Source organism: Pseudomonas sp. KnCO4, assembly GCF_045344305.1.
Lineage (GTDB): Bacteria > Pseudomonadota > Gammaproteobacteria > Pseudomonadales > Pseudomonadaceae > Aquipseudomonas > Aquipseudomonas anuradhapurensis.
Genome location: NZ_CP174199.1, coordinates 3684508 through 3696234, shown reverse-complemented (window position 1 = coordinate 3696234; position 11727 = coordinate 3684508). Strand labels below are relative to the sequence as shown.

The 11727-nt window shown below is 67.1% G+C and carries 10 protein-coding genes; 5 read left to right on the top strand and 5 right to left on the bottom strand.

Going from position 1 to position 11727, the window contains the following annotated elements; genetic code table 11:
* Nucleotides 1-170: 170 nt before the first annotated feature.
* Genes dsbG through dsbD form a run of 3 tightly spaced genes read right to left on the bottom strand, consistent with a single transcriptional unit; the run spans nucleotide 171 to nucleotide 3479 of the window.
* A complete protein-coding gene (gene dsbG, locus ACJA3S_RS17260) occupies nucleotides 171-929 on the bottom strand; it encodes a thiol:disulfide interchange protein DsbG (protein WP_186688318.1) in 759 nt (252 codons plus the stop codon).
* 1 nt (nucleotide 930) lies between these two features.
* Nucleotides 931-1767 (bottom strand): TlpA disulfide reductase family protein, encoded by an 837-nt coding sequence (locus tag ACJA3S_RS17255; protein ID WP_186688316.1) that lies wholly within the window; start codon nucleotides 1765-1767, stop codon nucleotides 931-933.
* Complete coding sequence (dsbD, locus tag ACJA3S_RS17250; protein WP_406819406.1) at nucleotides 1767-3479, bottom strand: protein-disulfide reductase DsbD; 1713 nt, start codon at nucleotides 3477-3479, stop codon at nucleotides 1767-1769. The genes ACJA3S_RS17255 and dsbD overlap by 1 nt, the downstream gene beginning before the upstream one ends.
* A 261-nt stretch (nucleotides 3480-3740) precedes the next feature.
* Between dsbD and ACJA3S_RS17245 the strand changes: the two genes are divergently transcribed.
* The 4 genes from ACJA3S_RS17245 (at nucleotide 3741) to ACJA3S_RS17230 (ending at nucleotide 8049) form a co-directional block, all read left to right on the top strand.
* Nucleotides 3741-4304: an NTP transferase domain-containing protein gene (locus ACJA3S_RS17245; protein WP_406819405.1), complete on the top strand. Its 564-nt coding sequence runs from the start codon at nucleotides 3741-3743 to the stop codon at nucleotides 4302-4304.
* 136 nt (nucleotides 4305-4440) lie between these two features.
* Complete coding sequence (locus tag ACJA3S_RS17240; RefSeq protein WP_406819404.1) at nucleotides 4441-5124, top strand: response regulator; 684 nt, start codon at nucleotides 4441-4443, stop codon at nucleotides 5122-5124.
* Nucleotides 5121-6443, top strand: coding sequence for an ATP-binding protein (locus ACJA3S_RS17235; protein ID WP_406819403.1), 1323 nt, complete (start codon nucleotides 5121-5123; stop codon nucleotides 6441-6443). The genes ACJA3S_RS17240 and ACJA3S_RS17235 overlap by 4 nt, the downstream gene beginning before the upstream one ends.
* Before the next feature lie 214 nt (nucleotides 6444-6657).
* Complete coding sequence (locus ACJA3S_RS17230) at nucleotides 6658-8049, top strand: aspartate aminotransferase family protein (protein ID WP_406819402.1); 1392 nt, start codon at nucleotides 6658-6660, stop codon at nucleotides 8047-8049.
* Between the two features lie 38 nt (nucleotides 8050-8087).
* On the opposite strand, the gene ACJA3S_RS17225 is transcribed toward ACJA3S_RS17230, so the two are convergent.
* Nucleotides 8088-9209: a cupin-like domain-containing protein gene (locus tag ACJA3S_RS17225; protein WP_406819401.1), complete on the bottom strand. Its 1122-nt coding sequence runs from the start codon at nucleotides 9207-9209 to the stop codon at nucleotides 8088-8090.
* 139 nt (nucleotides 9210-9348) lie between these two features.
* Here ACJA3S_RS17225 and ACJA3S_RS17220 point away from each other — a divergent pair, with 139 nt between their 5' ends.
* Entirely contained in the window at nucleotides 9349-10317 is a 969-nt protein-coding gene (locus ACJA3S_RS17220) for an alpha/beta hydrolase (RefSeq protein WP_406819400.1), read from the top strand.
* 104 nt (nucleotides 10318-10421) lie between these two features.
* Here ACJA3S_RS17220 and ACJA3S_RS17215 read toward each other — a convergent pair whose 3' ends face one another.
* A complete protein-coding gene (locus ACJA3S_RS17215) occupies nucleotides 10422-11714 on the bottom strand; it encodes an aminotransferase class V-fold PLP-dependent enzyme (protein ID WP_406819399.1) in 1293 nt (430 codons plus the stop codon).
* Nucleotides 11715-11727 lie beyond the last annotated feature (13 nt).

Genomic DNA, 11727 nt, shown 5'->3' with positions numbered 1-11727 from the left:
CCTGTGGGAGCGGGTTTACCCGCGAACACCGGCGCAGCCGGTGCCATGCAGCGCGCTGGATTCTTCGCGGGTGAACCCGCTCCCACAGGTATTGCACCGGCCTTGTGAGCGGCGCTGCACCTGGGGCAGCGGGCGTGCCCGCGAATAGGCCGGAACGGGCGGCCAATCGCTCAGCGCTTGCCGAGAATCTTGCCCAGCAGCTCCGGCCGCGGCGCCCCTTGCTGGCTCTGCAGGTTGCCCTGCTCATCCTGATAGAAGATCGCCGGGGTTGCCTGCAGCCCCATTTCTTCCATCAAAGCCATGTTCGCCGCCAGTTTCTGCTGCACCGCCTCCGGCACCTGCGTCAGCGGCTTCAACGTGCTGGCCTTGCCGGCCTTTTCGTGTTCATGCAGGGCCTTGGCCGGGTCTTTCGCCGCCAGCAGCGCGGCCGACTTGCCTGGGCTGTCCTCGCGGATGATGCCGACCATGATATGGCGCAACTGCACCTTGCCCGACTCCACCCACGGCCGCGCCTGTTCCCAGAACATGTTGCAGTACGGGCAGTTGGGGTCGCTGAACAGGTAGACCTTGCGTGGCGCGTCATCCTTGCCATCGGCGATCCACGCGGTGTTCTCCATCTTCGCCCAGAGGGCCTTGCTCATCGGCGCATACACCAGCTGTTTCAGCGGCTCGGCGCTGAGGTCCTTGCCCTGTTCGTCGAACAGGCTGCCCACCAGTACATGCTTGCCATCCGGGGTGAGGTACAGGGCCAGGGCGTTGTTCTGGTATTGGGCGGCGTACCCGCGCAGGCCGTCGGGCGCAGCGAAGCTGCCCTTGATCACGGCACCCTTGGCTTGCAGTTGCTGAATCGCCTTGGGCAACTCTTCGGCCTGCAGGGCCGGGGCAGCCAGCAGGGCCAGGGACAGGGGCAGCAGTGCAGTCAGTCGCATGTCAGTTTCCTTGTGCGGCAGGGGCGGGCGCGGTGGCCCGGTCGAAAGGTTCCAGGGCGTGACGCAGGCTGGCCCGCGACAGCTCGCCGAGGTGGCTGCCGATCAGCCGCCCGTCGGCGTCGTAGAACAGGGTGGTGGGCAGGGCCATGGAACCGACGCGCTGGGCCAGCAGGCCGGTACCGTCGAACAGCACATGGGTCAGGCTCAGGCCGGTGGTGGCGAGGAAGGTGCTGACGTTTTCCGGGGTTTCGCCCTGGTTGACGAACAGGAAGGTCACATGCGGGTAATCGCCCTGTGCCTGCTGCAGCACCGGCATCTCGCGCCGGCAAGGCGGGCACCAGGTGGCCCATAGGTTGATCACCAGCGGTTTGCCGCGGTAGCCGTGCAGCGCCACGGATTGCCCGCTGGCGTTGCGCAGGCTCAGTTCGGGCAGCTCGGTGCCCTTGCTGTACAGGTGCCCGGCGAGGCTGGCCAGGCCCCAGAACAGTGCGCCGCTGAACAGCGCCCAGCCCAGCGGGCGGCGCAGCCCGGGATGACGCCAGCCTTGCCACAGGGCGCCGAGCACGATCCCGGCAAGGCCTGACCAGAACAGGAAGCCACCATCACGGATGTCGATGATCTGCAGCAGGTCGTCCTGGTACATCGGCCAATAGGCCAGCACGAAGCCGGCGCGTGCACACAACAGGCCGATCAGGAACAGGTTGAACAGCGCCGATTCCGGGCTTTCGCCGCCACGCCGGGCGACCCACCAGCCGACCACGCTGGCGATCACCAGCGCGGTGAGCATCAGCAGGTGGTTGAGGGCCATGGTCAGCGGCCCGAGGGTTACGGTCAGCATCAGCCTTGGCTCCTGGTCTGGGTCCAGTGTTGCAGGAACGCGGCTGCATCCACTTCACCGGTGAGGCGCCGTGTGCGGCGTTCGTCGCCTTCCGGGCCGACCCAGATGATGCTGGGTGGGCCGGGTACCTGATAATGCTGCAGCAAAGCCTGGCTGGCCGGGCTGTCGGCGGTCACGTCCAGGCGCAGCAGGTGCACGCCGGCCAGGGCCGCCTGCACGTCGCTGCGGGCGAATACCTGTTTTTCCATGACCTTGCACGACACGCACCAGTCGGCATAGTAGTCGACCATCACCCACTGGCCGCGCCCCTTGGCTGCCGCCAGTTCGCGTTGCAGGTCTTCGCGGCGGCTGACGGTGACGAAGGCGTCTTCCACCTGCTGCCCGCTGGCCGGTGAGGCGCTGCTGGTGAACGGGCGCAGCGGTTGCCAGAGGTCGTCGCCACCGGCCGCCGCACCCACCAGCAGCAGGCCGCCCCACAGGGCGCCCAGCAGCGGGACAGCGCGCAACGCCGGGAGCCGCTGCAGGGCCGGCCAGGCTGCCCAGGCCAGGGTGATCAGCAGCCCGCCGCTGAGGGCCAGCAGCAACGCGCTGGGCAGCAGGCTGCGCACGGTGTACAGCGCCATGCCCAGGAACACGAAGCCGAATACCCCCTTGACCCGATTCATCCAGGCGCCAGGGCGCGGCAGGTAGCGGTTGCCCAAGGTCACCAGCAGCATCAGCGGCACGCCCATGCCCAGGCCCAGGCTGAACAACACCAGCGCCCCCTGCAGTACATCGCCGCTGTGGGCGATGTACAACAACGCCCCCGCCAGCGGCGCGGTCATGCACGGGCCCATCAGCAGCCCGGACAACCCACCGAGCAGCGCCGCGCCATACAGGTGGCCGCCACGCGTGCCGCGCCCGGCGCGGTCCAGGCGGTCACGCAGGGCGGCAGGCAGTTGCAGTTCGAAGACGCCGAACATCGGCAGGGCCAGGACCACGAACAGCCCCGCCAGGCTGCCCAGCAGCCAGGGTTGCTGCAGCCAGGCCTGCAGGCTGGCGCCCAGCAGCGCGGCGACCACGCCCAGGGCGGCATATACCAGGGCCATGCTCAGTACATAGACCCCGGCCAGCAGCCAGCCGCGCCGGGCGCTGGCGCCATTGCCCAGTACCAGCCCGGCGAGGATCGGCAGCATCGGCAGCGAACAGGGGGTGAAGGCCAGCAACAGGCCCAGGCCGAAGAACGCCAGCAGGCTCCAGGCCAGGTGGCTTTGCTGCAGGCCGCTGGCCAGCGCCTGGTCGCTGGCTTGCTCGGCTACCGGCGCTGTGCTGCCGCCGAGGTCGATCAAGGTGGTCTGCGGTGGGTAGCACAGGCCAGCGTCGGCACAGCCTTGCCAGCCCAGGCGCAGTTGGCCCTGGGCGCTGGCGGGCAGCAGCAGTTGCAACTGGTCGCGGTACACCGCGCTGTCGCCGAAGAATTCGTCGTGGTGGTTGAGCGCAGCTGGCAGCTGCGGGTGTTGCTCGACGGGCAGGCCGTCGAACTTCAGGCGTTTCTGATACAGGTAGTAGCCTGGCTTGATCTGGAAATACAGGCGCATCTGGCCATCGGGCTGGCGGTCGTGGGTCAGCACGAAAGCCTGGTCGACCGGCAGGAAGTCAGGTTTGACATCGAACGGGTTGGCCTGCAACGGGCCGGCCAGGAGCAGTGTCAGGAAGAGCAGGAGGACGCGCATGTCTTCGCCTTGGCAGTACGTTGAAAGGTGTCATGCTGGCCTGGGTCGATTAACCCAAGGTTAACCCTTGTGGGTGCAACCGGCGCTGCCTATCCGGGCGCGGTACCATCAGCCGCGCTTGCCATGCCGACCCGGCAGTGGTTGCATTGCCTGATGATCCGGCCATTGCGAGTTGCCCATGCCTGAAACGATAGGTACCAAAGCGTTCGACCGCCCTGCGATGGCCGCCGCAGCTGCCTCGCACAAACGCAAGGTGCGCTCGTGAGCGTGGTCGCGCTGGTGCTGGCGGCAGGCAGCGCCAGGCGTTTTGGCGCCGACAAGCGCCGGGTGGCCCTGGCGGATGGTCGCAGCCTGCTGGCGCATAGCGTGGAGCGGGCTCGGGCAGCCTTCGCTGACGTTCGCGTGGTGTTACGCGCAGGCGAGCGGGGCGAGGATTTCGGCCTGCCTGGCGATTGCCGCATCGTCGCCAGCCCAGAGGCTGCCGCCGGCATGGGGCACAGCCTGGCTGCCGGTGCCGGCTCGTTGCGCGACAGCCAGGCGCAGGCGGTGGCCATTCTGCTGGGCGATATGCCGTGGATCGAACCGGCCACCTTGTGTCGCCTGGCCGAAGCGGCCAGCCCTTCGACCATCGTGTTGCCGCGCCATGCCGGGCAGCACGGGCACCCGGTGATCTTCGGGCGCGATTTCTGGCCGGCGTTGGGGCGGCTGGGCGGGGATGAAGGGGCGCGGGCGCTGGTGCGCGGGCATCAGGCTTGCCGCGTGGTGGTTGAGGTAGAGGATGCCGGGGTGTTGCTGGATGTGGATACGCCGGAAGGGGTGATGTAGGGCCGAAGCGTTCACCGCTGGTTCAGCGCCCCCAGCACATCCAAGACGAACCCCAACCCCCTGCGGAAAAGGTCCATAATCCCCTCTTAATCCGCCCAAGGTGCAATGTCAGCCACACCACTCCGGGAGCCCCACCATGCACGTTCTGCTCTGCGAGGACGACGACCTGATCGCCGCCGGCATCTGCGCCGGCCTCACCGCCCAGGGCCTGACCGTGGACCGGGTGGGCAATGTCGCCGATGCGCGGGCGATGCTGCAGGCCGCGCAGTTCGACGTGATGATTCTCGACCTCGGCCTGCCCGACGAAGACGGCCTCAAGCTGCTGCGCCGCCTGCGCCAGCAGGGCGAAACGCTGCCGGTGCTGGTGCTCACCGCGCGGGATGCGGTCACCGACCGGGTCGATGGCCTGCAGGCCGGGGCCGACGATTACCTGCTCAAGCCGTTCGACCTGCGTGAGCTGGCCGCACGCCTGCACACCCTGTTGCGGCGGGTGGCCGGGCGCGCGGTGAATGTGATCGAGCACGGCCCGCTGTGCTACGACCCGAGTACCTGCGCGGCCACCCTGGCCGGGCGGCCGGTCGACCTCTCGCGCCGTGAGCAGGCCCTGCTCCAGGCGCTGCTGCAGAACCCTGGGCGAGTGCTGTCCAGCGAACAGCTCAAGGACTGCGTGTACGGCTTCAGCGACGAGGTGGAGAGCAATGCCTTGAACGTGCATATCCACCACCTGCGGCGCAAGTTGGGCAACGGCATCGTCGAGACCGTGCGCGGCCTGGGCTACCGCCTGGGCCCGGCGCAGGCGCCGGAAGAGGCCGCATCATGAGCCTGCGGGTACGCCTGAGCCTGATCCTGGGCAGCGCCTTCGTGGTCATCTGGGTGCTGGCGGCCGCGTGGATGCTGCGCGACCTGCGCCAGCAGATGATGTTCTCCCTCGACCAGCGCCTGGTGGCCTCGGCACGCATGGTCGCCGGGCTCATCGACCAGCTGCCGCAACCGTTGACCGCCAAGGGCGAGGAGGCGCATTTTTCTGCCGACCAGTTCAGCGTGCCGGACGGCATGGCCTGCCAGGTCAGCTCGTTGCGTGGCGAGATCCTCGCCAGCAACCACAAGCACGATGGCGCCATGGACGACGAGCGCAGTGGCTTCCGTGACCAGACCATCGACGATGCACTGTGGCGCACCTTCACCTACAACCACGGCGATGTGCGTATCACCACCGCCGACCGGCACATGGAGCGCGAGGCGCTGAACCAGTCGATCCTGCTGGCCGCCTCGGCGCCGGTGCTGATGGCCTTGCTCGGCAGCCTGGGGCTGTTGTGGATCGGCCTGGGCAAGGGCCTGGAACCGCTCAACCGCATGCGCGATGCCTTGCGCCGCCGGCGCGCGGACAGCGTCGAGCCGCTGCAGGTGGCGGGCCTGCCCAGCGAACTGCAGCCGTTGCTGGAAACCCAGAACCAGCTATTCCTGCGCATTGCCCAGACGATCGAGCGTGAGCGGCGCCTGACCGACGATGCCGCGCATGAGCTACGCAGCCCGCTGACGGCGATCAAGACCCACCTGCAGGTGGCGCGCATGACCGACGGGGCAGTGCGCGAGCAGGCACTGGCACATGCCGAGCAGGGCGCCGACCGCATGCACCGTACGCTGGAGCAGTTGCTGATGCTGGCGCGGGTGGAGGGCAGCCTGTCGTTCGAGGATGGCGTGCAGTGCAGCGCCGAGCAGGTGGCCCGGCAGGCGGTGCAGGACGCCGGTGGTGGTGACAACCGGCGTATCGTCTTGCGTTTGCCGGAAGAAGCCACCCAGGTCTACCTGGGCATGCCGGCACCGCTGGCGGTGGCGGCGTTGCGCAACCTGCTGGACAACGCCTTGCGCCACGGTGGCGATGAGGCGGTGGAGCTGGAGGTGCAGATGAGCGACGGGCAGGTAGGCTTCATGGTGCGTGACCATGGGCCGGGAATTGCCGAGGCCGACCTGGAGCACTTGACCGAGCGTTTCTGGCGTAATGGGCAAAGTGGTGGTTGCGGGTTGGGCCTGGCGATCGTGCAGGCGATCGTGCAGCGTTGTGCCGGCAGCCTGAAGTTCGACAGCCGCAGTGATGGGTTGCGGGTCCTGTTGCAGGTACCGGCGCGCTCGGGGCGTTGATCCTTGCCGACTGTTGTGGGCTCTTCGCGGGTAAACCCGCTGCCACAGGTACAGCACAGGTTTCAGCTACGGTGTGCTCCCGGTGGGAGCGGGTTTACCCGCGAAGAGGCCACAACAGGCTGACGAAAATCCTCCACCAACCGCTAAATCCTCCTCGCATTCAAGCGTTTCCCAAGCGACACCCGCTCATTCGCTTGCTTGCGAGGAACCACCCATGCCCACCGCTTCCAGCCTTGCCCAGGTTCTACCGGCCAGTGCGCCGCGCCCGTTGTACGCGTTCACCGATTCGCCTTTGCTGCAGCGCCAGCAGCAACAGGAGTCCAACGCCCGCAGCTACCCGCGGCGCATCCCGTTGGCGCTCAAGCGCGCCAGTGGCATTCATGTCGAGGATGTCGAAGGCCGCCAGTTCATCGATTGCCTGGCCGGTGCCGGCACCCTGGCGCTGGGCCATAACCACCCGGTGGTGGTCGAGGCGATCCAGCGGGTCCTGGCCGATGAGCTGCCCCTGCATACCCTGGACCTGACCACGCCGGTCAAGGACCGCTTTGTCCAGGACCTGTTCGGCGTCCTGCCCGAGGCACTGCGCCGTGAGGCCAAGGTGCAGTTCTGCGGCCCGACCGGCACCGATGCGGTAGAGGCGGCGCTGAAACTGGTACGGAGTGCCACCGGCCGCAGCACCGTGCTGGCTTTCCAGGGCGCCTACCACGGCATGAGCCAGGGCGCGCTGAGCCTGATGGGCAGCCATGGGCCGAAGCAGCCACTGGGCGCCTTGCTCGGCAACGGCGTGCAGTTCATGCCATACCCCTACGACTACCGCTGCCCGTTCGGCCTGGGCGGTGCAGCCGGGGTCAGGGCCAACCTGCATTACCTGGAAAACCTGTTGCTCGACCCGGAAAGCGGCGTGCCTTTGCCCGCTGCAGTGATCCTCGAGGTGGTACAGGGCGAGGGCGGGGTCATCCCGGCCGATATCGAGTGGCTCAAGGGCGTGCGCCGGATCACCGAGCAAGCCGGCGTGGCGCTGATCGTCGACGAAATCCAGAGCGGCTTTGCCCGCACCGGGCGCATGTTTGCCTTCGAGCACGCCGGCATCGTGCCGGATGTGGTTACCCTGTCCAAAGCCATCGGTGGCAGCCTGCCACTGGCGGTGGTGGTGTACCGCGACTGGCTGGACAGCTGGAAGCCGGGTGCCCATGCCGGTACCTTCCGTGGCAACCAGATGGCCATGGCGGCGGGTTCGGCGGTGATCGCTTACCTGGTCGAACAGCGCCTGGCCGAGCATGCCGAGGCCATGGGCCAGCGCCTGCGCCAGCATCTGCAGCAGTTGCAGCGGGATTATCCGCAGCTGGGCGATATCCGTGGCCGTGGGTTGATGATCGGGGTGGAGTTGGTCGGCGGCCAAGGGCAGCGAGATGCGCTTGGCCAGCCACAGGCCAACCGTGAGCTGGCGGCCACGGTGCAGCGTGAATGCCTCAAGCGCGGGTTGATCCTGGAGCTGGGCGGGCGGCATGGCGCGGTGGTGCGTTTCCTGCCGCCGTTGATCATCACCGGTGAGCAGATCGATGAAGTGGCACAGCGCTTTGCCGAGGCGCTGCTCGCTTCTGTCTGAATCGTGCCGGGGGCGCAGGACGCCCCCGGTAATTCCGGCTACCAGCCGCGCCCGGAATCTACCCAGAAGTTCACCGACAACGAGGTAGACACCGACTCCACCTGATGGAACCAGCCCTCGGGTAGGAACAGCAGGTCACCGGCTTGTAGCACCACACGCAGGAATGGCACCTCGCGTGCCGTCGGGAAGCGTTGGTAGTCCGGGGTGTCGGGGTTGAAATCGCAGCCGTCCAGGCCGCCCTTGGGGCTGGTCGACCAGGTGCCCAGCGCCGGACGATGGTGTGGCGCGGCAAGGATGAACGACTTCTGCCCCCAGACCTGGGCAAACAGGTTGTCGGTATCGTCGCGGTGCAGCGGCGTCAGGGTGCCCTTGGGGCCGATCCAGATGCGCGGCGCGATGAACTTGTCGCGGGCGAAATACGGCGGGTAGCGGATCAGTGACAGCAGCTTTTCCGGCACGATGTTATTGCCCATGTAGGCCGGGGTTTCACCAGGCTTGGCCGGGGTGTCCAGCGAGGCGATGAACTCAGCTATGGATGTGGAGCGGAAGTCGCGGTCGGTGGAGAACGTCTTCTTCACGTAGTCGCCGTGGCGGGTAATGCCCTGCAGTTCGGCGAAATGCACCAGCGAGGCCTCACGGCCCATGGTGAACAGCGGCCAGTCCTGCAGCGCATCGCTGATCACCAGCGGAATGCCATGCACCAGGTAGTCGTCATGAAAGCGCGCCACGGGCAGGTCGGCGCGGGCGATGCGGGCCACTTCGCGCTGCACGGGTTGGCCCGCCGATACCCGTTCGCTGAAGCGTGCCGGCGTCGGGTAGCGCTGGTTCATCGCCACCCTGGTCGTCGTCACCCCGCGGCGGGCGTTGCTGATGATCTGCGGCAGCAGCGTGGCCAGGCCCATGTTGCCGGTGATCTTCAGCCGCGCGCTGGCGAACAGCTCCTCGACGTTGGTCGTGCCGCCCATGATGCCGAGGAAGTCCTGCTCGGCCACTTCAATGGTGACGTCCGGCGCGCTGTGCCGGCCGGCGCTGGTGCGGCTGCTGTCGCGGACCTCCGACCAGAACACCTGGTCCTGGCCGAAGACGAACTGGAACACGCCCTCGATGCCGACAGCATGGGCGTTGGCGAACAGTTTGCTGAGGATGCTCTGAAGGTCCACGGTATGCCTCTGCGGTTTTTCGTTGTGCAAGGATGACGAGCGCCTGGGGCACTGATTTAGCGGTAGGGGCGGGTAATTTTTCGGTGTGCGGCTACGTCCGTAGGGGAGCCCGAGTCACTTTGTCCACCAAGGAACCCACATGGCATTGCACCCTGATCTGGCGGCTTTTCTGGAACTGGTCGAATTTGGCCGGCTGACGGGCAGGAGCCTGCCCATGCACGCGATGGACGTGGCCCAGGCCCGCGCCGAGTTCGCAAGCAGCTCGCAGCTGCTCGACCCGAGCCCGCCGGGCCACGTCATGGTCAGCGAACTGCAGGTCGGCGCGCGCGACGGTTCCCGCCTGGCTGCCCGTTTGTACCGTCAGGGCCAGGCCGCTGCCGCCTTGCAGCCGGTGATCCTGTACCTGCACGGTGGCGGCTACGTGGTTGGCAGCCTCGACTCGCATGATTCGGTGTGCCGCCGCCTGGCTGCCCTGGGCGAGTTCGCGGTACTGGCCGCGGACTACCGATTGGCACCGCAGCAGCAGTTTCCGGTGGCGCTGCACGATGTGCTGGACACTGCCAACTGGCTGGCTGAACAGGCGACGGCGCTGGGGCTGGACAAGCACCGGATAGTGCTGGCGGGGGACAGTGTGGGGGCCAGCCTGGCAGCGGTCATGGCGATCATGGCAGTCGAGCAGCCCGGGGCACTGGCATTCAAGCCGCTGGCGCAGCTGCTGTTCTATCCGGTAACCGATATGGCCTGCCAGCGTGATTCGCATCGCCAGCATGCCGAGGGTTACCTGCTGGAGACGGCCACGCTGGAGTGGTTCTACCGGCACTATGTACCGCAGCCTGAGCAGCGCCTGGACTGGCGGGTGTCGCCGTTGCGCTCGTCCCTGCGGGAAGCGTTGGCGCCGGCGTATCTGTTCGTCGCCGAGTACGACCCGTTGCACGATGAAGGTATCGCTTATCGCGACTGGCTGCTGGCGGGTGGCACGCCAGTGCGCTTCGCGCGGGTGGAGGGGCTGACCCATGACTTTCTGCGCATGTCGGGGATCGTGGGCCAGGTGGCGGACATCTATCGGGATGTCGGGGCGTGGTTGCAGGTGATCAGCGAGCAGGGCTGACTCGAGATTGCCGGGGCGCGTGTTGCATAAGCATCAGGCCAGATTGACGCGATGTTGCAGGAGCGGCCTTGCGTCGCGATGGGCCGCCACGCAGCCCCAAGGCGTCAACCGTGAACGGCTCGCCCCAACACTGTTACCAACCGCTCGATCTCGGCCTCGGTATTCAACAACCCTGGCGCCGTCCGCACCACCGGCCCCACATCCCGCGACACGGCATCGATCACGATGCGCTGGTTATTGAGATGGCGGGCCACCTCGTCGGCGTCCTGGCCGTTGACCCTGAAGAAAGTGAACCCCGCCGAATAGCGTGCGCTGCGCGGTGTCACCAGTTCGACCCCCGGCAATGCCTCAAGCTGCTGCCTGAGCCGCTCGTTGAGCCCATGGATCCGCGCCTGCACTGCCGCCTTGCCCAGTTGCAGGTGCAATTCGAACGCCTTGCCCAGCGCCCAGCGGTGCTCGAACGCGTGGTAGCCACCCGGCGTCATCACGGTGGCAAAGTCTTCGTTCTCGGAAAAGCTGGCAATGGTCGGGGCCAGTTGCTCCAGCCCGGTGGACGCCGCGCAGATGATCCCGGTACCGCGTGGTCCGAACAGCCACTTGTGGGTACCGGCAATGAAATAATCGCAGTTGAGGTCGGCAAAGCGCATGTCTTCGACGCCAAGGCCGTGTACGCCGTCGATCACGTAGATGATCCGGTCGTGCTCGTCTCGCTGGCGGTTGGCCTCGCGGACCAGCGCGCCGATCTCGCCCACCGGCAGTTTCACGCCACTGCCCGAGTGCACCCAGGTCATGCCCAGCACCCGGGTCTGTGGCCCGATGGCGGCAGCGATGGTGGTCAGAACCTGGTCGCTGCTGACCTTGGCAGGGTCGTCGAACAGGCGCAACCGGCGCACTCGGGTGCCGTCGCGGGTGGTGCGAAAACCCATGGTGTGGCGGGCGGCTGAATGCTCATGCACGGTAGTGAGTATTTCCTGCCCCGGCGCGATCTTCAGCCCGCCATAGATCAGCCCGAGGCCTTCGGTGGTGCTGCCGGTCAGGGCGATCTGGCGCGGCGTCACTTCGAGGTAGCGCGCCGCCCACTCGCGCACCGCGGCTTCGTGCTTCCACTCCGACTGGCTGTCCCAGTCGACCAGGCGGGCCGGGTGATGGTCGAAGCGGGCGCGCAGTGCCTCGATGGCTTCGCGTACCGGGCGTGGGTGCGAGGTGATCAAGAAGTTGGCGAAGTGGGCATACCCAGGGTCCAGCTCGAACAGGCCGCGAAATGCCGCCCAGTCGGTGCCATTGGCCGCTGGGTCAGGCGCTGCGTGGGCAGTTGCCAGCAGCGGGCCGGGGCCTGTCAGTGGCAAGGCGGCGGCCAGCAGGCCGGCCTGTTTGAGGAAGGTGCGACGGTCGTTCATCACGTGGCTCGCA

What these genes read in the sequence shown, in the direction of transcription:
- ACJA3S_RS17240 (WP_406819404.1), top strand. Translation starts at nt 4,441, where the DNA reads ATGCACGTTCTGCTCTGCGAGGACGACGACCTGATCGCCGCCGGCATC.
- dsbD (WP_406819406.1), bottom strand. Translation starts at nt 3,479, where the DNA reads ATGCGCGTCCTCCTGCTCTTCCTGACACTGCTCCTGGCCGGCCCGTTG.
- ACJA3S_RS17255 (WP_186688316.1), bottom strand. Translation starts at nt 1,767, where the DNA reads ATGCTGACCGTAACCCTCGGGCCGCTGACCATGGCCCTCAACCACCTG.
- ACJA3S_RS17215 (WP_406819399.1), bottom strand. Translation starts at nt 11,714, where the DNA reads ATGAACGACCGTCGCACCTTCCTCAAACAGGCCGGCCTGCTGGCCGCC.
- ACJA3S_RS17230 (WP_406819402.1), top strand. Translation starts at nt 6,658, where the DNA reads ATGCCCACCGCTTCCAGCCTTGCCCAGGTTCTACCGGCCAGTGCGCCG.
- dsbG (WP_186688318.1), bottom strand. Translation starts at nt 929, where the DNA reads ATGCGACTGACTGCACTGCTGCCCCTGTCCCTGGCCCTGCTGGCTGCC.
- ACJA3S_RS17220 (WP_406819400.1), top strand. Translation starts at nt 9,349, where the DNA reads ATGGCATTGCACCCTGATCTGGCGGCTTTTCTGGAACTGGTCGAATTT.
- ACJA3S_RS17235 (WP_406819403.1), top strand. Translation starts at nt 5,121, where the DNA reads ATGAGCCTGCGGGTACGCCTGAGCCTGATCCTGGGCAGCGCCTTCGTG.